This window comes from Thalassotalea sp. LPB0316 (assembly GCF_014898095.1).
Taxonomy (GTDB): Bacteria; Pseudomonadota; Gammaproteobacteria; order Enterobacterales; family Alteromonadaceae; genus Thalassotalea_G.
In genome coordinates this window covers 1810948-1833683 of sequence record NZ_CP062946.1, presented here as the reverse complement: position 1 = coordinate 1833683, position 22736 = coordinate 1810948, and the positions used below count along the sequence as shown (strand labels likewise).

Sequence of the window (22736 nt, the reverse complement as noted above, 5' to 3'; positions counted from 1 at the left end):
GCCGTGAATTTTTTTAGGTGGCACTATGTTAGCAGAATATTTAGAAGTTATTGAAGCCATAGGCTTGAATTTATTTTTTGCTTTTATCTTTATTTTCATAGGGTTATCTATTCACGACGTAATGAAAAAAAACGATGTCCCGAAAATGGGCCAGATGGTTGTTTACTTCGTACTTGTGCTCGGGTGCGTAGGTTTTATTGCGAAAGGCCTTATCCAGTTTTTCTGGGAAAGCCAAGGGATCGGTTAGTAGTTCATGGCAAAAGAAATTTCAGACGTAACAACAATTGACCTGTTTTCAGACGAAAAACGCCCTGGCCGTCCGAGAACTAACCCGCACTCTCGCAGTGTGCAAGTAAAAATCAATAAACGCAATCAAGTAAAGCGTGACAAACAACGCGGTTTAAAACGCGTTGAGTTTAAAATGCACCAAAGTTTATTTGAAAAGCTTGATGCGATGGCACAAGAGCAAAATATTAGTCGTGGTGAGTTAATCGAGTCGATATTAGCGAAAACGCTGTCGATAGATGAATGTTAAAATTTTAGTTTAAAAGGTAAAACTTAATGGCAATTGTAGGTTTATTCTTTGGTAGCGATACAGGTAACACTGAAGCTGTAAGCAAAATGATCCAAAAGAAATTGGGTAAAAAGCTAGTTGAAGTTAAAGATATTGCAAAAAGTACAAAAGAAGAAATCGCAGAATTTGATCTGCTTATCTTGGGTATCCCAACTTGGTACTACGGCGAAAACCAATGTGACTGGGACGACTTTTTACCAGATCTAGAAGAAATTGACTTCACAGACAAGTTAGTGGCAATTTTTGGTTTAGGTGATCAAGAAGACTACGCTGAGTACTTCTGTGATGCAATGCAGCCATTACGTGATATCGCCGAATCTAAAGGCGCGATTATTGTTGGTAACTGGCCAACTGAAGGTTACGAGTTTGAAGCCTCTAAAGCACTCGTTGATGAGAACACATTTATTGGCTTGTGTATCGACGAAGATCGTCAACCAGAACTAACAGAAGAGCGCGTTGATAAGTGGGTTAACCAAATTTATGACGAAATGTGTTTAGCTGAGTTAGCTGACTAACATTTGTCTTGAAATGATAAGCAAAGGCTAGGTAAAAACACCTAGCCTTTTTTGTTTCTAGATATTTTTGTTTTTAGGCTTTTTCTTACGGATATACAAGGTACGCATCACCTTTGCGACAATCTCGCCCTGCTCGTCTTTGATATAAACTGTTAACTCAGGTAAATACTTACTGCCATCGGCTGTATGTTTTGCAATATCCGCTAATAGCTCATCAGTTAACACAAAATCGGCATAGACTTTACCGCGCCCCGGTTTAATAAAATCGATATCTGCGTATTTGTCCCAAATAATATAATCTTTACCAAGGCGCGCCATTAGCATCATCATATAAAATGGATCAGTTAACGAAAATAAGGCGCCACCAAAAATACTGCCAACGCCATTGCGATTCCAAGCACTGAGTTTCATCGATGCTCGTGCTTGGCGAAAATCATCTGATATTTCGACTAGCTTGATTCGTGAAAAAAACATCGGCGGCCAAAAGTTAATAAACAATTTAAACACCCAGGCTTTGGAAAACATCAAATTCATAAAAATCCCTAATAACTCATCGTACCAGTTGATTATCCCAGATTTTTATACTTAAAAGCAAAGCTTAATCCACATCATTAAGGAATTAACAAAAAAATATTACCTGAGTAATTAACTAGGGCTTTCATCATTGCCGATAAAATTCTATAATTTTCAGCAGAATTTCAATTACTAAAAAGTATTTATGCCTGATCAAAACGAAGAACTTAAACGCGCCGGCCTGAAAATCACCTTACCGAGAGTCAAGATCCTAGGCATTTTACAATCGCCTGATAACCAACACATCAGCGCAGAAGATGTCTATAAAATCTTACTAGAGCAAAATGAAGAAATCGGTTTGGCTACCGTATATCGCGTATTAAACCAATTTGATGATGCCGGTATTGTTACTCGTCATCACTTTGAAGGTGGTAAATCGGTCTTCGAATTATCTCACAAAAAACATCACGACCACTTAGTCTGCTTAAAGTGCGGCAAAGTCGTTGAGTTTGAAGATGACGTAATTGAAACTCGTCAATTAGATATTGCTAAGTCACACAATATCAAACTAACAAACCACAGCTTATACCTATATGGTGAGTGTGAAGACGAAGATGCATGTGAGGCATATCGTCAAAACCACCAGTAAACGAACAAAAAAACAGGCGCATAAAGCGCCTTTTTTTTATCTAACGTTTGGGGTCAGAGTCAATTGACTCTGACCCCAAATGCTTTTTAGCCTGAAATTTTTGCCCAGGTATCGCGCAAACCTACCGTGCGGTTGAACACTAAGTGTTCAGGGGTTGCATCTTTGTTGTCTAAACAAAAATATCCTTGACGTTCAAATTGGAACGCTTGCTCTGCTTTCGCGCTGGCAAGATAAGGCTCTACTTTAGCATTATTGATAACAACTAGTGATTCAGGGTTAATCACACTGTGGAAGTCTTCTGCTGCGGCAGGGTTTTCTACAGTAAATAACCGATCGTATAAACGTATTTCAGCATCAACAGCTTGGCCTGCACTAACCCAATGGATCACACCTTTTGGCTTGGTGCCATCTTCAGGATTTTTACCTAAAGTATTTGGATCGTAAGTTGCGTAAACCGTTGTAACATTACCGTCAGCATCTTTGTCACAACCTGTTGCGGTTACCACGTAAGCGCCACGCAAACGCACAGCTTTACCTAAGACTAAGCGCTTATACTTTTTGTTGGCTTCTTCTCTAAAGTCTTCAGCTTCGATATATAGCTCTTTCGAGAATGGCACAATGCGCGTGCCTTGGCTATCATCACTTGGGTGGTTTTTCACCGTGAGCTCTTCAACTTTCGCGTCGTCGTAGTTTTCAATCACTAGTTTGATTGGATCTAATACTGCCATCGCGCGCGGCGCATTGTCATTTAAATCTTCACGAATACAGGCTTCTAACACGCCCATTTCAACGGTATTATCCATTTTAGTCACACCAATACGCTTAGCGAACTCGCGAATAGAAGCCGGTGTGTAACCACGACGTCTAAAGCCAGCAATGGTAGGCATACGAGGATCGTCCCAGCCATTAACGAGTTTTTCTTCTACTAGTGCGTTGAGTTTGCGTTTACTCATTACAGTATATTCAAGGTTCAAACGCGAAAACTCATACTGACGAGGGCGCGACTCAATCGAAATATTGTCAATAACCCAGTCGTATAAACGACGGTTGTCTTGGAATTCAAGTGTACACAATGAATGCGTGATATTTTCAATCGCATCAGAAATACAGTGAGTAAAGTCATACATTGGATAGATGCACCACTTATCACCGGTTTGATGATGATGAGCAAACTTAACGCGATAAATAACTGGATCGCGCATACACATGAAGCTTGATGCCATGTCAATTTTTGCGCGAAGTGAACACTCACCTTCTTTGAACTCACCGTTCTTCATTTTTTCAAATAACGCTAAGTTTTCTGCTACTGGCGTATCGCGATAAGGACTGTTTTTACCCGGTTGCTTCAATGTGCCACGGTATTCACGCATTTCTTCACCGTTTAAGAAACACACATATGCCAACCCTTTTTCAATCAACTCAACAGCATAAGCGTAAAGTTGATCAAAATAATCAGAAGAATAGCGAATATCGCCAGCCCATTGAAAGCCTAACCATTTCACATCTTCTTGGATTGAGTTAACGTAATCGATATCTTCTTTTTCTGGATTAGTATCGTCAAAACGCAGGTTACATAAGCCCTGATAATCTTGCGCAATACCAAAGTTCAAGCAAATCGACTTTGCATGACCAATATGCAAATAACCATTGGGCTCAGGAGGGAAACGCGTTTGCACTCCCGTGTGCTTGCCACTTGCAAGATCGGCATCAATAATTTGACGAATAAAATTTGTTGGACGGTTTTCAGCTTCCGACATCCACGCAACCTCAAAAATGTGAAATATGATTTTTAGTAATCCGGCATTATAACAACACTTAGTCAACGGATATAGTCATTAAAACTGAATATTATGTTAATCTTGCGATGGAATTCTGGCTTTATCTTTAATTTTTTAACTGACACATATAAAAGGAAATTTATGCTTCGCATTTTCGTTTTAATCACGCTATTAGCAAGCCCATTGAGCTTATTTGCAGCGCCCGTTGAAAAAATTTATTTTGGCTCTTGTGCTAAGCAACATAAGCCACTGCCGATTTTTGATGCTATTAACCAAGATAAGCCGGATGTGTTTGTTTTCTTGGGCGATAATGTTTACAGCTCTTATTTCGATATTTCACAAATGCCCAAACAATATCAACAACTTGGTGGGCATAAAGGTTTTAAAAAGCTGCGCGCTCAAAGTGAAGTTATCGCCATTTGGGACGATCATGACTATGGCCAAGGTGACGGTGGTAAGTATTTTAAAGACAAGGAAAAAAGCCGTAAATATATGCTCGATTTTTGGCGAGAGCCAAAAGATTCACCACGTTATCACCAAGACGGCATTTACACCTCTTATCTGTATGGCGAAGGCGAACAAACTATCAGAGTAATTTTACCCGACCTGAGATGGAACCGAGACAACCTATATTCAGTTGACAAAGCAACCTATGAGACCGAACGCCAACCTAAATTTATGGGGCCTTACATACCCTCTACAAACCCCAGTGACCAATTACTTGGTGATACGCAATGGCAATGGTTAGAAGCCGAGCTTAAAAAACCGGCGACAATCAAAATTATTGGCTCAGGCATTCAGCTACTCAATGAGTTTTCAGGCTGGGAAACGTGGGCTAACTTTCCACATGAACGCAAACGCTTGCTCGAGTTTATTGCCAAAGAGAAAATTAGTGGTGTGCTATTTATTTCAGGAGACACCCACTTTGGCGATATCTCTAAAGTAAGTAAAGACTTACCTTACGCACTCTGGGAGATCACAAGTTCAGGCTTGAGTGAAAAATGGAAAGAAGTTAGCCCTAATAAACATCGTATAGGCAAAGGCGTTAATGTGGTGAATTACGGTTTTATTGAAGTTGATTGGCAACAAGCCGATCCGGTAATAGACATGGGCTTAAAAGGTAAAGACGGGAACGTTATTAAACATTTTAGCCTGCGTTTATCTCAGCTATCAGCAGATCAAAAAACTTGAGAGAGGTAAACACCGATAATTTATAGTTCTCTTACCTTCTTAGCGCTTGGCGAATAACATATTGCTCAGCGCTATCAATCATCTGTGCTAACTCACCATTTGCTGTTAAACGTTTAATTTCCTCGTCAACAAGGGGGACTAAATGTTGATAATCTTTGTGGATATAGTGATATAGGTCGAGCCGAGCAAGTGGTACACCGGTCGCTTCAATATTGTCATAACCTAGTTTAGTTAATATTAATTCACCGTCTAACGTATTGGTTAATACCGCATCAACTCTGTAACTTCTTAGCATAGTAAACATGCGTTTGGTGCTATTGACCTCATAAAAGTTATTTAAGCCACGGGTAATATTATCAGTGTGTTTGACTCCGCGAACCTTTGATAGTTGGTACTTAGCGAGATCAGCTTGGCTGTTAATCACCACACCACTGCCTTTAACGATAAAGGGCATAGTTTCTAGATAATAGTATGGCGTAGGAACGCGTATCGTATTCGGGGTTTCTTGGCCATAAGTCCAAATACGCATAATTTCACCTGCTTTTGCTCCTGTCGATGCTGCTTGCTGAGCGCGAGGTGCGGGTAAGGGATCAATATCAATGGTGATCCCAATATTTTTATAGATTTGCGGTAAAACTCGTCGACCAACTTCTTGCTCTACGAGCAGCTCAATTGAGGCAAACTCATAGTCAGCACTTTGAACCAAAGGGCTAAAAGTGACAGTAAGATATAGAATCCAGAAAACTGCACTAGATAAAAACTTCATATAGGGCTTCTATTTAACTTCACTGAAGTTAACTATAGCACTATCTATTGCAAAACAGTCAATAGGAGCTGCTTTTACAGGTTAAGGAGGCAAAAGTGTGACTATCAGCTGTATTGCCACAAATATCAGGTTCAGTTAGTTTGTTGATCCAACTGTGCTTTAGCCTGCTCTAATGCTGCCATATCTAAACCTAACTCTGCTACAGCCTCTTTAATTAAGCTCGGGTTAGTCATCACTTGCATCATAACCGGTTGCAATTGTTCTTGGGGGATCCCCAAACTGCCAATGGTCGCCATAGCCATTAGCGGGTTTTGAGTCAGTTCAGTAAAAATGGTTTTGATCTGTTCATCTGAAATATGATTGTCTTTCAATAACGCGATGATTGGGTTCATAGAAGTTGTCCAAATAAACTAAGTTAGCGGCATTATAAAAGATCTGAGTAATTTGCAAAGCGTTTATACCAATCCGTACAAATAAATGATCGCTCAGCTTGCGATAAAAGTTGCTAATACGAGGCGCATGTTGTTTAGACATAGTTGTTCTATTTCAAATAGCATGCAACAAAGTAGTAGTGACTTTTAGCCAAGCCCTTCGGGAGCTCGTCAGTAGCCCGATTACTGCCCATAATTTGCTCAATGTAGATTAACTACATTGTCACAAATTCTGATTGCACTCGAACTGCTGACGTAGCTCTGAGTAGATCATATTCTTGTACGGATTGGTATTATCGTGATGAAAAAACCACAGGCTATTAACACACTGTGGCTACACGGTTTTAAAGAACTGTCTATTTACTAATAGCTAGCAGGTACTTGCTATCATCGATTGGAGCTTTGATTGCAATACCTTGCTGTTCGGGAAAATATTCAATGGTTGCGAGTACATTTTGATCGACCAAGATAGGTTTACTCGCTAGCCTTGCATAAAACGCATCATGCTTAGTGTCTTGCTCAATCGTTTGAGCCATACAGTTAGCATCGATCGCCTTGGCTTGTGCATCAATACATTGCCAGATGTTTGTCTTGTCATCTGCAAATGTAAGTTGAGAGAAACTTAAGACGGCAACTACCACAAGAGTTGATTTGATCATGTATAACCTCCTTGACGTACTTACCTTTTGATATTAGCAAACAAGCAAAGAATCCCCCTAACATATTTTTATGACAAGTTTATGACACTAACGAAAATTATAAAAATAATCCCTCTGTAGTCGACTATCGCTTATAATAGCCGTTACCCATTCCTTGCCGATAACATCACACGTGACTGATAACAAACTATATGAAAATAACCCTCTACACGGCACCAGTTTATCGACCGTGTTAAATGAGCTTGTCGATCACTATGGCTTTGCTATTTTGTACGCTTATTTAAACATTAATTGTTTTAATAAAAATCCAAGTATCGCGGCAAGTTTGAAATTTTTGAAAAAAACACAGTGGGCAAGAGAAAAAGTCGAATCATTTTACTTGTATCAATATAAGAACTTACCACGTGCTAGTGCTAGCGAATTTGAAAAACCGCCGCGTGAGCGAATAATTCCAGACGGCGTTACTCCTCAAGCACCTGCAGAGTTAAGCTTTACCGATGCAGCGATTTTGCGTAAAAAAAGGCAGGAAAAAGCCGAACATCACAAGCAGGCTAATAAAAGACAGAAATCGAGAACTGCAACTAAGGCAGTGAGAGCATCGACGCAATCGGCGAAAGCAGACACCAATACCAAACTAGATCCTTGGGCTGATTATCGATAAAACCTTTTTCTTAATAAAACACAAAAGCCGCTCCTAGCGGCTTTTGTGTTTTTGATATTCTTTGTTTGACTGTCGTCAAAGAAAGTTAGTTAGTTCCCAATATATAGGATGATGATTCTTCGTTTATTACCTCGTCTATTTTATCAATTGGAATTTCTCTCAAGACACAATCTCGAATGTTGAGAAACGTTCGGTGGTTTGCGCGACCAAAGCGCATTTCTCGCTCAGAAGAAAGTGTGCTTTCAGCTGGGCTATCAAAGCTACTACCATCCATACAACACCTCACTATTGGATAACGAACTTCACACACAGTAATGCAGGTGTAATACCAAACTGCTTAAAAAAAACGTTACTCATTGTTTTAATTTGTTTTTTAATGCTTTTACATTGTCAATACAGTTTCTAGTATAAGATTAAAACGCCCTGATATTTGCAATTTGCAATGCACATATGCTTTTTTGCGTCACTCGATTCGTTTCACTGATTCCATCTCTAAGCCGACTGTGCTTTAATGGCGCGGTAGGGAAAATAACAACAAATGAGACAAGGAATTAATATATGAATAAGTTTGCCCTGACGACAGCAGCTGCCGTTGTAGCTGTCGCCATAATTACCCCTAAGTTTATTTCAACTAAAGTAGCTGATCAGATCACAACTGCCGTCGAAAACGTTAACTTAGCCTACGGCTATCAGGCTGAAATTAACGACTTACACAGCAATTGGTTTAATACACAAGCAAGTGTTCGCATCTCGGTAGATCTTGCCGAATTAGGCATAGATAGCGATGCAGAAGACCTCGAAGATCTCTATGTCGATATTGCTATAGATGCTTCTCATGGTCCTATTCTGCTCTCGAAACACAATTTTGGCTTAATTGATCTAGCGATTAGAATGGAAGACGGTGAGCTTAGACAGCATATAGATTGGCAAGCCGATGTGCCAATTTATCACGCAAGTATGTATACAGATTTAACGGGTAAAACGCACTTCAGCGACAGTGTTGCACCATTTACGTTTAATGATGAACCAAACAATACCTCTGTTGACTATAAAGGTTACTCTGGCACAGGATCCAATATTGATGGTGTAATTCATTATCACGGCATATCTGAGCCCCTGCTAGTTACAGGGGAAGATAATAACGTAGCAATGTCAGGTATGTCATTTGAAATGACAGCTAAGGCAACACTCGCTGAAATTTTTCAGGGTAAAATGCATGACTCTAATGCCCTGTTCAAGATAGCGTCAATTACCGCAGCTGATGAAGAAGACAAAACAATTGCCGAAATAGATAACGTCGCAGTGGATATTGTTTCTGAGCTTAACCGTGAAAATCGTACGGCTAATATGGTCGTTGGTTATAATGTAAAAAGTATTAAAACTGAAAATGAGCATATCCAAGATATTGCCTTCAATATTGAAATTAACCACTTGAGCGACAAATTTATTGAAGCCTATAAGCAAAACCAGCATATTTTTACTCAAGGCACTGAGGAAGAAATTCAAGCAAATATAATAACCTTTGTTGACGATAACCTGCTTACTCTATTAGAAGCTGAGCCAGAATTTAATATTACAGCCTTAACTGCAACGTTTAACGATGGCACTGTAATGAGTCAGTTAAATACACGTATTAAAGGGGTAAAGGCTATGCCAAATATTACAGAGAACCCAATGTTTTGGCTAAACCACCTCGTCGCTAATGGTGAATTTCAAGGTGACAAGGCGGTTATCGAGCGCTTTGCTGTTAACCAAGTAGCATCTCAAATTAAGGCAGATCCAAACGCAGCTAGCATGACTGAGGAAGAAATAGCGAGTATCGCAAAGCAACAAGCGCCGTTTTTACTGCAAACCTTTATTCAACAGGGGTTTATCGTAAAAACCGATAGTGGCTATCAAGCAAAATTTGATATCGTAGATCGTATATTAAAGGTCAATGACGTACAAATACCACTGCCCTTTTAACGCATTCAATAAAAATAAAGCGCCATATGGCGCTTTATTTTTGCTAGTTGAATTCAGCCTGCTCCATAAAGCTTTTTAAAGTTCTTTACATTCCAGCCGATCATCACTTCATTGCCAATTTTTAGCACTGGTACTGAGCGCGCACCAATCGCGTCTAACTCTTTTCGACCTCGTTGCATTTTGGCATTAGTTAAACGATATTGAATGCCATTGTCATCCAAATACTTTTTCGCCTCTCGACAATGTGGGCATTTATCTGAAATATATAAAACAACGCGTTTCATTATAAGCCTTTGATGAATTGATTACAGGGAGTATTTTACTAGAAGTGACAGAGCTTGGAAATTGGTTAGGTGAATGTTGGAGAGTTTGGCGGTTGGAAGGTTGGAAGGTGTGAAGGCGGTAATGCTTGAATGCTTGAATTAGAGTGACCCCGTTTTAGTGGACACCTTTTTAAATTTAATATTTAGAGGTGTCTATGCGATACAAATCTCGAAAACAATACAGTGAATGCTATAAGATGGATGTTGTAAGACAATCTGTTGAAAGCATTGAAACTCTCCCAGAGTTTGCCAAGCGAGTTGGCATAAATGTTCACATGATACAGCGGTGGCGTAAAAAATACCTTTCATCAGATCCAATAGTTCCAGTGGAGTTAAAAAAATTGAAAGGTCCTGATAAAAGCTACAAACAACTTGAAAAAGAAAATGAACGTTTAAAGAAACAACTTGAACGTGCGAATGAAGATATTGAAATCCTAAAAAAGGCGGAAGAGTTCTTCAAGGAAAAACGGCAGAAAAATTCGAGTTCATAGAGCAAATTCGAACGCCTGGAGATACTCTTCACTTGTGTAAACTGCTAGATGTATCAAGCTCTGGTTTTTATGCGTACTTTAAGCGTGGCACATCGAAAAGAGATGCAAGCAACGCTGAGTTATTACGTGCAATAGACAAGATAATTCAAATATCTGAAGGGGCATTTGGCTACCGGCAGATTCATGAGCAATTACTTGCTGAAGGCTATCAAGCAAGCCCTAATAGGGTTCAACGCCTATTACAGGCACAGCACTATCGTGCTGTTATGTCTCGAAAACAAAAGCGCTACCCTAAGGTTAGCCGTATTAACACACGGCCCAATTTATTAAACCGAGAGTTTTTACCTAAATCAGTAAATCAAGTTTGGGCGACGGATATTACGCAAGTTTATTGTCGTGAAGGTTGGCTGTATGTTTGCGTCATTATCGATTTATATTCTCGAGCTGTGCTTGGTTACAGTCAAGGGCGCGCAGCAACTTCGGATTTAGTTAAAAAGGCGTATTTGAATGCAAAGCGTTTTAGTAAGCTCAGTAACTTAAATGGTGTTCTTTGTCATTCAGACCAAGGCTCTCAATATAAAAGTGACTTGATCGTTCGGTGGCTAAATGCTCAAGGTGCTATAATTAGTATGTCTCGTAAGGGAAACTGTTGGGATAATGCTTGTGTTGAAAGCTTTTTCTCACTCATGAAACAACAATGGCTACACCCACAAGGGGTACAGCCATTGAAATACATGAGTCAAAGGGTTACGGGTTATATTGAAAATATTTATAACCGATTTAGAGTGCATGGCACTCATGGAGAAGTACCATTAGCTCGATACTTACGAGCAAGTTAAATGTGTCCATTATTATGGGGTCACACCAAATGCTTGAATGCTTGAATGCTTGAATGCTTGAATGCTTGAATACTTGAATGCTTGAATGCTTGAATGCTTGAATGCTTGGCAAGCAAGCATTAAAAAAGGCTAAATATGTCAACATATTTAGCCTTTCAACGTTATAGCCTTAAAACGTTACCGGTTTTTCGCTACGAGCTATGCTCGTTATTACCAACCAGCTTTTTCTTTTAAAGCTACGCCGATATCGGCTAATGAGCGAACGGTTTTAACACCAGCTGCTTCTAATGCCGCCGATTTTTGGTATTAGCCGTCAGCTGTAGATTTACCACTGGCACAAAAAAGCACTAGTGAGAGGCTAGTGCTTTTATCATGTTTAGATTCCGGCCGGCGCCGGAATGACTTGTTAGTTTAGATTACCAACCAGCTTTTTCTTTTAAAGCTACGCCGATATCGGCTAATGAGCGAACGGTTTTAACACCAGCTGCTTCTAATGCCGCAAACTTCTCGTCAGCTGTACCTTTACCACCAGCGATAATAGCGCCAGCGTGGCCCATACGCTTACCTGGAGGAGCAGTAACACCAGCAATGTAAGAAACTACCGGCTTAGTCACATTTTCTTTAATGTACTCAGCAGCTTCTTCTTCAGCTGTACCACCAATCTCACCGATCATAACGATAGCTTCAGTTTGCGGATCGTTTTGGAACATTTCTAAAACGTCAATGAAGTTTGTACCAGGGATTGGGTCACCACCAATACCAACACACGTTGATTGACCAAAACCAGCATCAGTTGTTTGCTTAACTGCTTCGTAAGTTAATGTACCTGAACGAGATACGATACCTACTTTACCTGGCTTGTGGATGTGACCTGGCATGATACCAATCTTACATTCACCCGGTGTGATAACGCCCGGACAGTTAGGACCAATCATGCGAACGCCAGTTTCTTCAAGCTTAACTTTAACATCAAGCATGTCTAACGTCGGGATACCTTCGGTAATCGTTACGATTAACTCGATACCTGCATCGATTGCTTCTAAAATAGCATCTTTACAGAAAGGAGCAGGAACGTAGATAACAGTCGCAGTAGCACCTGTTGCTTCAACAGCTTCACGAACTGTATTGAAAACTGGTAAACCTAAGTGCTCTTGGCCGCCTTTGCCTGGTGATACACCACCAACCATTTGCGTACCGTATGCGATAGCTTGCTCTGAGTGGAAAGTACCTTGACCACCAGTGAAACCTTGACAGATAACTTTAGTATCTTTGTTAATTAATACAGACATTATTTGCCCTCCGCAGCAGCTACTACTTTCGTTGCAGCGTCAGTTAATGATTCAGCAGCGATGATGTCTAAGCCTGAGTTAGCTAGAACTTCACGACCTGCTTCAGCGTTAGTACCTTCTAAACGTACAACTACTGGTACTTCAACACCTACCTCTTTAACAGCACCGATAATACCTTCAGCGATCATGTCACAACGTACGATACCACCGAAGATGTTTACTAATACTGCTTTAACGTTATCGTCAGATAAAATGATCTTGAATGCTTCAGATACACGCTCTTTAGTAGCTCCGCCACCAACATCTAAGAAGTTAGCTGGCTTGCCGCCGTGTAAGTTAACGATATCCATTGTACCCATTGCAAGGCCAGCACCGTTAACCATACAACCCACGTTACCGTCTAATGCAACGTAGTTTAATTCCCATTGTGCCGCGTGAGCTTCACGCTCGTCTTCTTGTGAAGGATCGTGCATCGCGCGGATTTTTGGTTGGCGGTATAACGCATTTGAGTCAACGCCGATTTTACCGTCTAAACAGTGTAAGTTACCTTCATCAGTGATAACTAATGGGTTGATTTCTAGTAATGCGAAATCGTGGTCGATAAACATGTTACCTAAGCCCATGAAGATCTTAACGAATTGCTTCATTTGAGTTGGGTTTAAGCCAAGTTTGAAACCTAATTCACGTGCTTGGTAAGCTTGAGGACCTACTAATGGGTCGATTGCTGCTTTGTGAATTAAGTGAGGAGTTTCTTCAGCAACTGTTTCGATGTCTACACCACCTTCAGTTGATGCCATGAAGACAACACGACGAGTACCACGGTCAACAACCGCGCCAAGGTATAATTCGTTAGCGATATCTGTGCAGCTCTCAACTAAGATTTTAGCTACTGGCTGACCATTTGCGTCTGTTTGGTAAGTGACTAAATTTTTACCTAACCAGTTTTGTGCAAACTCTTTGATTTCATCTTTAGATTTTACTAGCTTAACACCGCCAGCTTTACCACGGCCACCTGCGTGAACCTGTGCTTTAACAACCCACATATTGCCGCCAATTTTGTCGGCAGCTTCGGCAGCTTCTTTAGGTGTATCGCAAGCATAACCCTTAGAAACTGGTAGACCATATTCAGCGAATAATTGTTTCGCTTGATACTCATGCAAATTCATGGCGTTTCCCAATCATTTTATTTTGAAGTGAAATTAGCTATCTATTCAACCCGAACCAGTTGAGTAAAAACACTAACCCGTTTGTAAATTGGCTCGAATTATATCGATTATAGACGGCAGATTAAAGCCTTAAATTTGCATTTAGTTACGTCACGTTACATTTATCATAAAAAGTGAATAGAAACGCAACTTTGCCGCAGTTAGACATTCGTCCAATTGACAGTAAATCTTTAGCTAACCTCAAACGTTATTATGGGGCGAGAGTCAATTGACTCTAACCCCATAATGATTTTAGCGCGCGTTCTTGGATTTGCCATTTACCCTAAAAACTCACAAACAAAAAGCCCCGCTACTGCGGGGCTTTTGATTTTTTAGATTCCGCACTAAGTACGGAATGACAATCTTATGATTAGATGTCTAGCAATAAGCGTGTCGGGTCTTCTAGCAGCTCTTTAACAGCTACTAGGAAACCTACTGACTCTTTACCATCAATCAGTCTGTGATCGTATGATAGCGCTAAGTACATCATAGGTAAGATTTCAACTTTACCATTGATTGCCCATAGGAGTGCGGTCTTGGATTTAGCGTTTCCACTAAAAACTCACAAACAAAAAGCCCCGCTACTGCGGGGCTTTTGATTTTTTAGATTCCGCACTAAGTACGGAATGACAATCTTATGATTAGATGTCTAGCAATAAGCGTGTCGGGTCTTCTAGCAGCTCTTTAACAGCTACTAGGAAACCTACTGACTCTTTACCATCAATCAGTCTGTGATCGTATGATAGCGCTAAGTACATCATAGGTAAGATTTCAACTTTGCCGTTGACTGCCCATAGGAGTGCGGTCTTGGATTTAGCGTTTCCACTAAAAACTCACAAACAAAAAGCCCCGCTACTGCGGGGCTTTTGATTTTTTAGATTCCGCACTAAATACGGAATGACAATCTTATAATTAGATGTCTAGCAATAAGCGCGTCGGATCTTCTAGCAACTCTTTAACAGCTACTAGGAAACCTACTGACTCTTTACCATCAATCAGTCTGTGATCGTATGATAGCGCTAAGTACATCATAGGTAAGATTTCAACTTTGCCGTTGACTGCCATTGGGCGGTCTTGGATCTTATGCATACCTAAAATAGCAGTTTGTGGCATGTTTAAGATTGGTGTTGATAACAATGAACCAAAGACACCACCGTTGGTAATTGTGAAGTTACCACCTTGCATCTCGTCCATAGTTAACTTGCCATCACGACCTTTAATCGCTAAATCCTTAATACCTTTTTCGATACCCGCCATGCTTAGTTGATCTGCATCGCGTAAAACTGGTGTTACTAAACCACGTGGTGTAGAAACCGCAATCGAGATATCGAAGAAGTTGTGGTAAACAATGTCATCACCGTCAATTGATGCATTAACTGCTGGGTAGCGTTTTAATGCTTCAGTTACCGCTTTAACATAGAATGACATAAAACCTAAACGCGTATCATGAGTTTTCTCAAATACGTCTTGGTACTGCTTGCGAAGATCCATAATCGGCTTCATGTTAACTTCGTTAAACGTAGTTAACATTGCTGTTGAGTTCTTAGCTTCTAATAAACGATTAGCGATAGTTTTGCGTAAACGCGTCATAGGTACGCGTTTTTGGCTGCGCTCGCCTTGTGCTGCAACAGGTGCTGCCGCCGCTTTCGCTGGCGCTGCTGGTGCTGCCGCAGGCTTAGATGCTGCTTCAACGTCCTCTTTAGTGATACGACCACCCTTACCTGTGCCCTTCACATCAGCTTCAGTTAAGCCTTTTTCTGTCATTAAACGACGTACTGAAGGAGATGCTACACCGTCACCCGATGCTTCTTCTGTGGCAGGAGCTTGTGCTGGCGCTGCAGCTGCTGAAGCACCTGCAGACATTTCACCAATCTTTTGCTGACCTAATACTGTATCACCTTCAGCATGTAAGATTTTACCCATTACACCGTCAGCGGTAGCTGGTACTTCTAAAACAACTTTATCTGTTTCAATTTCAACAATGACTTGGTCGCGTGATACGGCTTCGCCTTCGGCAACGTGCCATGTTGCTACCGTCGCATCTGCTACTGACTCAGGTAACACAGGTACTAAAATATCAACTGTTTCACCACCAGTGCTTGCTACCGGTGTTTCTTCAGCTTTTTCCGCTGGTGCTGCAGCTGCCGCTTCGCCTTCGGCGAATGTACCAATGACTTGCTCGCCTAACACCGTTGCGCCTTCTGCTTCATTGATAGCAGTCATTACACCGTCAGCGGTTGCTGGTACTTCTAAAACAACTTTATCAGTTTCGATTTCTACTAAAACTTGATCACGAGTTACAGAATCGCCTACTTGAACGTGCCAAGTTGCTACGGTTGCATCTGCAACTGATTCTGGTAATACAGGAACCTTAATTTCGGTTGTCATTTAACTTATTCCTTACTTACACTTTTAACCAATAACGGTTTATTCAACAGTTAGCGCTTGAGCTACTAGCGCCTGTTGTTCTTTAACATGAACTGACATATAACCTACAGCGGGTGCTGCTGAAGCCTTACGACCGGCATAAGTCAAATACGTACCTTCAGGGATGATCGCGCGGAAATGATGCTGTGAACAATACCAAGCACCTTGGTTCTGCGGCTCTTCCTGACACCAAACAAATTGCTTAACGTGCTGATATGGCTCTAACACCTTCTGCAATTCTGCTTCTGGGAATGGGTATAATTGCTCAACGCGAACGATGGCAATGTTGTTTAATTCTTGCTTGCGACGTTGCTCTAATAGTTCGTAGTAAACTTTACCCGAACACATAACAACGCGTTCAACATCTTTTGGATTGATATCATCAATCTCACCAATAACATTTTTGTATTCACCTTGCGCTAATTCTTCTAGTGAAGAAACAGCTAATGGATGACGCAACAATGATTTTGGTGACATCACAATCAATGGACGACGCATTGGACGAACCACTTGACGGCGTAACATGTTGAATACTTGCGCAGGTGTAGATGGCACACATACTTGCATGTTGTGATCAGCACAAAGCTGCAAGAAGCGCTCTAAACGGGCTGAAGAGTGCTCTGGGCCTTGACCTTCGTAACCGTGCGGTAACAGCATAGTTAAGCCACATAAACGACCCCACTTTTGCTCACCTGATGAAATAAATTGGTCAAAGACTACCTGGGCACAGTTAGCAAAGTCACCAAACTGTGCTTCCCAAATGGTTAAGCCTTTAGGTTCAGCAGTTGTGTAACCATATTCAAAGGCCAGTACTGAAACCTCAGAAAGTACAGAGTCGTGGACTTCAAATGGTCCTTGGCCTTCACGCACGTTTTGTAGTGGTAAATAGGTCGACGCATCTTTTTGATTGTGCAATACCGCATGACGGTGGAAGAAAGTACCACGACCGGCATCTTGACCAGTAATGCGCACGCGATTACCAGCATCAACGATAGCCGCATAAGCTAAGCTTTCAGCAAAGCCCCAGTCGAGTAATTTCTCACCTTTGGCCATTTTCTTGCGATCGTCGTAAATTTTCTTAACGCGAGAGTGTACTGGGTGCGACTCTGGGTAGCTTGAAATACTATTGGCTAACGCTTTTAACTTGTCTAAGTCAATTGCAGCATCGTATTTATCATCCCAGTCGTGACCAATGTAAGGTGTCCAATCCACTGAGTGCTCAGTCATTGGGCGCCATTGTTCAACAGTACATTGACCTTCGTCTAATAGTTTACGGTAGTACTCAGCCATTTCATTGGCTTTTTCTAAGCGAATAGTCCCTTCTGCATCTAGCTTGTTAGCATATAACTGACGCGGTGTAGGATGCTTTTTCACCTTTTGGTACATCAAAGGTTGCGTAGCATTTGGCTCATCGGCTTCGTTGTGGCCGTGGCGACGGTAACACACTAAATCAATAACGACATCGCGCTTAAATTTATTGCGGAAATCTAAGGCGATTTGTGTAGCTAACACAACCGCTTCTGGATCATCACCATTGACGTGGAAAATTGGTGCCTGAACCATCTTAGCTATTTCAGTACAGTACTCACCACTACGTGTATCTTCAGCTTTAGAAGTTGTGAAGCCCACTTGGTTATTGACCACGATGCGAATCGAACCACCAACTTTGAACGCGCGCGCTTGCGACATGTTAAAAGTTTCTTGGACAACACCTTGACCGGCAATTGCTGAATCACCGTGAATGGTAATAGGTAGTACTAGGTCACCATTGTCACAATCACGACGATCTTGACGAGCGCGTACTGACCCCATAACCACAGGGTTAACAATCTCTAAGTGAGAAGGGTTAAAGGCTAGCGCTAAGTGAACATTACCACCAGGTGTAACAAAGTCTGAAGAGTAACCCATGTGATATTTAACATCACCAGAGCCGACTAAATCGTCGTGCTTACCAGCGAATTCGTCAAACAACTTAGATGGGTTTTTACCTAGTACGTTAACTAATACATTTAAACGACCACGGTGGGCCATGCCCATAACCACTTCTTTGGTGCCATGGGTACCAGCACGAGTAATTAATTCCTTCAGCATTGGAATTAACGCATCACCACCTTCAAGTGAGAAACGCTTTGCACCAGGGAACTTGGCACCTAGGTACTTTTCTAAGCCATCGGCAGCAATTAGGCCTTTGAGAATTTCTTCTTTTTCAGCCGTCGATAATTGTGCTTGTGATTGAACAGATTCTAAGCGCGATTGAATCCAGCGCTTTTCCTCTGTTGACGTCATGTGCATATATTCTGCACCAATAGAACCACAGTAGGTTTTGCGCAGTGATTTATATAAGTCACCAAGCTTCATTGTCTCATCGCCATCAGCATATGAGCCAACGTTAAATTCTTTATCGAAATCGTTTTTAGACAAGTCGTGATGAGATAATTGGAGATCTCTAACGCGATCGCGCTGCCAAATCCCTAATGGATCTAAGTTGGCATTTTGATGACCGCGAAAACGGTAAGCATTGATCAGCTGTAAAACCTTAACTTGCTTGCCGTCTGAACCGCCTGATACCACAACGCGAGCGGGCTGTTTAGCGAGTTCTTTAAATTCGTCACGAATTTCAGAGTGCTTGTATTCAACATCAGCACCCTCAATTTTTGGTAGGTTTTCAAATATTTCACGCCACTGTGCAGGCACAGATTGTGAGTTATCTAAAAATGATTCGTACAGTTCTTCAATATACGCAGCATTTGAGCCGCTTAAATGGGAAGACTCTAACCAAGCCTTCATTGCACCTTCGGGCATTGCTAGTTCCTAAAAATGGTATTAAGCAACAGATATACAATTTAACAGCAAAGGGTAGCGTTATCGCTACCCTATTTAATCAGCAGTTAAACCGCTCTTTTTAATAGCATCGACTTGATATGGCCGATAGCTTTAGTTGGGTTTAATCCTTTCGGACAAACGTCAACACAGTTCATGATGCCATGACAACGGAATACGCTGTATGCATCTTGTAACCCATCTAAACGCTCTTCAGTAGCAGTATCACGGCTATCGATTAAGAAGCGGTAGGCGTGTAATAAACCTGCTGGGCCGATGAACTTGTCAGGGTTCCACCAAAACGACGGACAAGAGGTTGAACAACATGCACATAATATACACTCGTAAAGACCGTCTAACTTATCACGCTCTTCAATTGACTGAATATGTTCACGAGCTGGCTGCTCTTTACCATCGTTAATCAAGTATGGCTTAATTTTTTCATATTGACTGTAGAATTGAGACATATCAATTACTAAGTCACGAATTACTGGCAAACCTGGCAATGGACGTATAACGATTTTGCTCGCTTTTAGTTCCGATAATGGCGTGATACACGCTAAGCCATTTTTACCATTCATGTTTAAGCCGTCTGAACCACAAACACCTTCACGACATGAACGACGGAATGATAACGTCGGGTCTTGCTCTTTTAACAAGATCAAGGCATCTAACACCATCATATCTGAGCCTTCTTGGATTTCAAGCTCGTAGTCTTTCATGTAAGGCGCATTATCAACATCAGGGTTGTAACGGTAAACTGAAAATAACTGTTTCATACAATGCTCCTTAGTACGTTCTTACTTTCGGTGGGAAAGCTTCACGATGAACGGGTTTCATGTTTACATCACGCTTAGACATTTCTTCTGTTTCAGGTGTGTAAATTGTGTGACATAACCAGTTTTCATCATCACGGTCTAAGAAGTCTTCACGTGAGTGTGCACCGCGAGACTCAGTACGATAGTTAGCAGCTTTTGCTGTACTAAAAGCAGTTTCCATTAAGTTGTCTAATTCAAGACACTCAATACGCTCAGTGTTGAATTCACGAGACTTATCTTTTAGGTGTGCATTTTTCAGGCGCTCACGAATTTCAGTTAATTCTTTCATGCCTTCAGCCATCGCTTTACCTTCACGGAATACCGAGAAGTTCATCTGCATACACTGTTGTAAGTCTTTCTTGATTTGAACTGGGTCTTCACCACCAGTTGATGATTCCCAACGGTTGTAGCGAGCTAATGCAGCCTCTAAATCTGATTCAGACGCATCTTTACCGTTTTGCGTACCCGCTAAGTATTCACCTAAGAAATTACCTGCCGCACGACCAAAAACAACTAAGTCAAGTAATGAGTTACCACCTAAGCGGTTTGCGCCGTGAACAGACACGTTAGCAATTTCACCTACGGCGAATAAACCTTCAATGATAGTGTCTTTGCCCGTTGCAGGGTCAAAGTGGATCGCTTGACCATTGACGTTACAAGGTACACCACCCATTTGGTAGTGACACGTAGGAATTACTGGAATCGGCTCGTCTGCAGGGTGAACGTGTGCGAATGTTTCTGATAACTCACATACCCCTGGTAAACGCTGCATTAGTGTTTCGCGACCTAAGTGGTCTAATTTTAACTTGATGTGAGGTCCGTATTGAGGATGGTCACAGCCACGACCTTCGCGGATTTCAGTCATCATTGAACGAGCAACAACATCACGACCAGCCAAGTCTTTAGCATTTGGTGCGTAACGCTCCATGAAACGTTCGCCATCTTTGTTTAGTAGGTAACCACCTTCACCACGACAGCCCTCTGTTACTAATGTACCAGCACCCGCAATACCTGTTGGGTGGAACTGCCACATTTCCATATCTTGCATTTGAACACCAGCACGCAGTGACATACCGACGCCATCACCTGTATTGATGTGAGCATTAGTGGTTGATGCGAAGATACGGCCGGCACCACCTGTTGCTAAAACCGTAGCACGAGCTTTAAAGTAACAGACTTCACCTGACTCGATGTCAATCGCAGTAGCACCAACAACGTGACCGTCTTCGTTTTTCACTAAGTCTAATGCGTACCACTCAGAGAAAACGTTAGTTTTATTTTTAACGTTTTGTTGGTATAGACAGTGTAACAACGCGTGACCTGTTCGGTCAGCAGCCGCAGCAGTACGAGCAGCTTGCTCACCACCGAAGTTTTTAGACTGACCACCGAATGGACGTTGGTATACTTTACCGTTTTCGAAACGAGAGAATGGTAACCCCATGTTCTCCATTTCGATAATGGCCTCAGGACCTGTTTTACACATGTACTCAATTGCATCCTGATCACCAATGTAATCAGAACCTTTAACGGTATCGTACATATGGAATTCCCAGTTATCATCATGGGCGTTACCAAGTGCTACGGTAATACCACCTTGGGCAGATACCGTATGCGAACGCGTTGGGAATACTTTAGAAATCAGTGCACAAGATTTGCCTGATTCAGAAATTGCTAATGCAGCGCGCATACCCGCGCCGCCTGCGCCAATTACAATGGCGTCAAATTCACGAACTGGAACGCTCACTTACACACCCCACACAGTGATTAAACCTGCAACGAAGTACGCTACTAAGGTTACTGAAAAAATAAATTGTAAAGCACCGCGAATAAACGCAGGTTTTACGTAATCTGACAATACTTGCCAAATACCAATCCACGCGTGGATTAGCACCGCGAATAAGGCAAGAATAGTAAATACTTTAACACCCAAGCCTGAAAACAAGCCCGTCCAAATGTCATACGTAACGTCTGGAGTGGTCAAGAAAAAGTACGCTAAAAATAGCGAATAAGCAGCGAGAATTACAGCACTCGCTCTTAATAAAATAAAGTCATGTACGCCACTACGGCCTACAGTTGCAGCATTGCTTACCATAACTTAACTCCAGCGAAAATTGTTAAGATAATCCAAAGGGCGATAACCACTTTAGCACTTGTATTACCAGAAACTTTCTCTTCAAAGTGGCCTAAGTCCATCATCAAGTGACGCACACCCGCTAAGAAGTGGTAAATAATTGCTGATACGATGCCTAAGATAATTAACTTAAAGAACAAGCCATCGAGCATAGCTTCAACTTCAGCGAATCCTTCGGCAGATGATAATGACAGAGATAAAAGACATAACAAAATGCCTACGGCAAACACCATGATAACACCAGAAATACGGTGTAAAATTGATGCATTAGCGGCAGGATGCATTTTGATAGTAGTTAAATCTAGGTTTACAGGACGTTGTTTTTTCACGATATTGCCTAAAGAGCTCTTTATGAGCCTTCTACTTTTTTTCGTTCCTCTTAAACCACTCAATAAATAATAAATATTGAATAGTCCCCCAAGCAATCAGCGAATCTGAACTACAATTGATTACAAATATAGCAAGCATATTCACAGATCGAACTGATTATATAGTTGATACGTAAGAAATACAATTTTCGTTGACTACTAATAAGTTGCGTTTAAATTTTAATCAACATAAGTGATGTGAATGGCAACTATCTTGATCTAATCGTACACATTTTCACAATTGCATTGACTTTAAGGGGGATCTTGCATTAGAATACGGCACCAGTTTTATATTCATAAAATTTGAGTATTTTTTCATCGCT

At 41.3% G+C, this 22736-nt stretch carries 25 protein-coding genes and 2 pseudogenes; 9 read left to right on the top strand and 18 right to left on the bottom strand.

The features are described 5' to 3' along the window. Window positions 1-25: 25 nt before the first annotated feature. The 3 genes from LP316_RS08135 to fldA are packed head-to-tail and all read left to right on the top strand — an operon-like array spanning window position 26 to window position 1089. Window positions 26-247, top strand: a complete 222-nt coding sequence (locus LP316_RS08135; protein WP_193020525.1) for a DUF2788 domain-containing protein — start codon at window positions 26-28, stop codon at window positions 245-247. Between the two features lie 6 nt (window positions 248-253). Then, window positions 254-535 carry a LexA regulated protein gene (gene ybfE / locus LP316_RS08130; RefSeq protein ID WP_193020524.1) on the top strand — a complete coding sequence of 94 codons (282 nt, stop codon included), beginning with the start codon at window positions 254-256 and terminating at the stop codon, window positions 533-535. Window positions 536-561: 26 nt separating this feature from the next. Further along, complete coding sequence (fldA, locus tag LP316_RS08125; RefSeq protein WP_193020523.1) at window positions 562-1089, top strand: flavodoxin FldA; 528 nt, start codon at window positions 562-564, stop codon at window positions 1087-1089. Between the two features lie 57 nt (window positions 1090-1146). On the opposite strand, the gene LP316_RS08120 is transcribed toward fldA, so the two are convergent. Then, on the bottom strand, window positions 1147-1623 hold the full coding sequence (locus LP316_RS08120) for a DUF4442 domain-containing protein (protein ID WP_193020522.1): 477 nt from the start codon (window positions 1621-1623) through the stop codon (window positions 1147-1149). A gap of 184 nt (window positions 1624-1807) precedes the next feature. On the opposite strand from LP316_RS08120, the gene fur reads away from it, so the two are divergent. Beyond that, window positions 1808-2251, top strand: a complete 444-nt coding sequence (gene fur / locus LP316_RS08115; RefSeq protein ID WP_193020521.1) for a ferric iron uptake transcriptional regulator — start codon at window positions 1808-1810, stop codon at window positions 2249-2251. Window positions 2252-2337: 86 nt separating this feature from the next. On the opposite strand, the gene glnS is transcribed toward fur, so the two are convergent. Beyond that, complete coding sequence (glnS, locus tag LP316_RS08110) at window positions 2338-4008, bottom strand: glutamine--tRNA ligase (RefSeq protein WP_193020520.1); 1671 nt, start codon at window positions 4006-4008, stop codon at window positions 2338-2340. 162 nt (window positions 4009-4170) lie between these two features. On the opposite strand from glnS, the gene LP316_RS08105 reads away from it, so the two are divergent. Continuing rightward, window positions 4171-5220, top strand: coding sequence for an alkaline phosphatase D family protein (locus LP316_RS08105; RefSeq protein ID WP_193020519.1), 1050 nt, complete (start codon window positions 4171-4173; stop codon window positions 5218-5220). Window positions 5221-5251: 31 nt separating this feature from the next. Here LP316_RS08105 and LP316_RS08100 read toward each other — a convergent pair whose 3' ends face one another. The 3 genes from LP316_RS08100 to LP316_RS08090 form a co-directional block, all read right to left on the bottom strand. Next, window positions 5252-5986, bottom strand: a complete 735-nt coding sequence (locus tag LP316_RS08100) for a substrate-binding periplasmic protein (protein ID WP_193020518.1) — start codon at window positions 5984-5986, stop codon at window positions 5252-5254. A 131-nt stretch (window positions 5987-6117) separates the two neighbouring features. Next, entirely contained in the window at window positions 6118-6378 is a 261-nt protein-coding gene (locus LP316_RS08095) for a DUF2999 family protein (protein WP_193020517.1), read from the bottom strand. Window positions 6379-6773: 395 nt separating this feature from the next. Then, window positions 6774-7076 carry a hypothetical protein gene (locus LP316_RS08090; protein ID WP_193020516.1) on the bottom strand — a complete coding sequence of 101 codons (303 nt, stop codon included), beginning with the start codon at window positions 7074-7076 and terminating at the stop codon, window positions 6774-6776. Window positions 7077-7248: 172 nt separating this feature from the next. On the opposite strand from LP316_RS08090, the gene LP316_RS08085 reads away from it, so the two are divergent. After that, window positions 7249-7737 carry a VF530 family DNA-binding protein gene (locus LP316_RS08085; RefSeq protein ID WP_193020515.1) on the top strand — a complete coding sequence of 163 codons (489 nt, stop codon included), beginning with the start codon at window positions 7249-7251 and terminating at the stop codon, window positions 7735-7737. 85 nt (window positions 7738-7822) lie between these two features. Here LP316_RS08085 and LP316_RS08080 read toward each other — a convergent pair whose 3' ends face one another. Then, window positions 7823-8011 carry a hypothetical protein gene (locus LP316_RS08080; protein ID WP_193020514.1) on the bottom strand — a complete coding sequence of 63 codons (189 nt, stop codon included), beginning with the start codon at window positions 8009-8011 and terminating at the stop codon, window positions 7823-7825. A gap of 284 nt (window positions 8012-8295) precedes the next feature. Between LP316_RS08080 and LP316_RS08075 the strand changes: the two genes are divergently transcribed. Next, window positions 8296-9702 carry a DUF945 family protein gene (locus LP316_RS08075; RefSeq protein ID WP_193020513.1) on the top strand — a complete coding sequence of 469 codons (1407 nt, stop codon included), beginning with the start codon at window positions 8296-8298 and terminating at the stop codon, window positions 9700-9702. 53 nt (window positions 9703-9755) lie between these two features. On the opposite strand, the gene LP316_RS08070 is transcribed toward LP316_RS08075, so the two are convergent. Further along, window positions 9756-9986, bottom strand: coding sequence for a glutaredoxin family protein (locus tag LP316_RS08070; protein WP_193020512.1), 231 nt, complete (start codon window positions 9984-9986; stop codon window positions 9756-9758). Window positions 9987-10180: 194 nt separating this feature from the next. Between LP316_RS08070 and LP316_RS08065 the strand changes: the two genes are divergently transcribed. Next, window positions 10181-10516, top strand: coding sequence for a transposase (locus LP316_RS08065; RefSeq protein WP_193020511.1), 336 nt, complete (start codon window positions 10181-10183; stop codon window positions 10514-10516). Next, window positions 10513-11355 carry an IS3 family transposase gene (locus LP316_RS08060; RefSeq protein ID WP_226960843.1) on the top strand — a complete coding sequence of 281 codons (843 nt, stop codon included), beginning with the start codon at window positions 10513-10515 and terminating at the stop codon, window positions 11353-11355. The genes LP316_RS08065 and LP316_RS08060 overlap by 4 nt, the downstream gene beginning before the upstream one ends. 210 nt (window positions 11356-11565) lie before the next feature. Here the strand turns inward: LP316_RS08060 and LP316_RS08055 are convergent. The 11 genes and pseudogenes from LP316_RS08055 to sdhC all read right to left on the bottom strand — a co-directional run. Beyond that, window positions 11566-11655: pseudogene (locus tag LP316_RS08055) on the bottom strand (succinate--CoA ligase subunit alpha); the annotation flags it as partial. 116 nt (window positions 11656-11771) lie between these two features. After that, window positions 11772-12644, bottom strand: coding sequence for a succinate--CoA ligase subunit alpha (gene sucD / locus LP316_RS08050; protein WP_193020510.1), 873 nt, complete (start codon window positions 12642-12644; stop codon window positions 11772-11774). Next, complete coding sequence (gene sucC / locus LP316_RS08045; protein ID WP_193020509.1) at window positions 12644-13810, bottom strand: ADP-forming succinate--CoA ligase subunit beta; 1167 nt, start codon at window positions 13808-13810, stop codon at window positions 12644-12646. The genes sucD and sucC overlap by 1 nt, the downstream gene beginning before the upstream one ends. Before the next feature lie 409 nt (window positions 13811-14219). Further along, the gene (locus LP316_RS08040; RefSeq protein WP_226960842.1) at window positions 14220-14366 is read right to left on the bottom strand and encodes a 2-oxo acid dehydrogenase subunit E2; all 147 of its coding nucleotides are present in this window, start codon (window positions 14364-14366) and stop codon (window positions 14220-14222) included. Between the two features lie 124 nt (window positions 14367-14490). After that, window positions 14491-14640, bottom strand: a pseudogene (locus LP316_RS08035) (2-oxo acid dehydrogenase subunit E2); the annotation flags it as partial. 121 nt (window positions 14641-14761) lie between these two features. Next, window positions 14762-16237 (bottom strand): 2-oxoglutarate dehydrogenase complex dihydrolipoyllysine-residue succinyltransferase, encoded by a 1476-nt coding sequence (gene odhB, locus LP316_RS08030; RefSeq protein ID WP_193020508.1) that lies wholly within the window; start codon window positions 16235-16237, stop codon window positions 14762-14764. A gap of 39 nt (window positions 16238-16276) precedes the next feature. Further along, window positions 16277-19078 (bottom strand): 2-oxoglutarate dehydrogenase E1 component, encoded by a 2802-nt coding sequence (locus LP316_RS08025; RefSeq protein WP_193020507.1) that lies wholly within the window; start codon window positions 19076-19078, stop codon window positions 16277-16279. Window positions 19079-19164: 86 nt separating this feature from the next. Then, entirely contained in the window at window positions 19165-19875 is a 711-nt protein-coding gene (locus LP316_RS08020; protein ID WP_193020506.1) for a succinate dehydrogenase iron-sulfur subunit, read from the bottom strand. A 10-nt stretch (window positions 19876-19885) separates the two neighbouring features. Continuing rightward, a complete protein-coding gene (gene sdhA, locus LP316_RS08015; protein WP_193020505.1) occupies window positions 19886-21658 on the bottom strand; it encodes a succinate dehydrogenase flavoprotein subunit in 1773 nt (590 codons plus the stop codon). Next, window positions 21659-22006, bottom strand: a complete 348-nt coding sequence (gene sdhD, locus LP316_RS08010; RefSeq protein ID WP_193020504.1) for a succinate dehydrogenase, hydrophobic membrane anchor protein — start codon at window positions 22004-22006, stop codon at window positions 21659-21661. Next, window positions 22000-22374 carry a succinate dehydrogenase, cytochrome b556 subunit gene (sdhC, locus tag LP316_RS08005; protein WP_193020503.1) on the bottom strand — a complete coding sequence of 125 codons (375 nt, stop codon included), beginning with the start codon at window positions 22372-22374 and terminating at the stop codon, window positions 22000-22002. The genes sdhD and sdhC overlap by 7 nt, the downstream gene beginning before the upstream one ends. Between the last annotated feature and the right edge of the window lie 362 nt (window positions 22375-22736).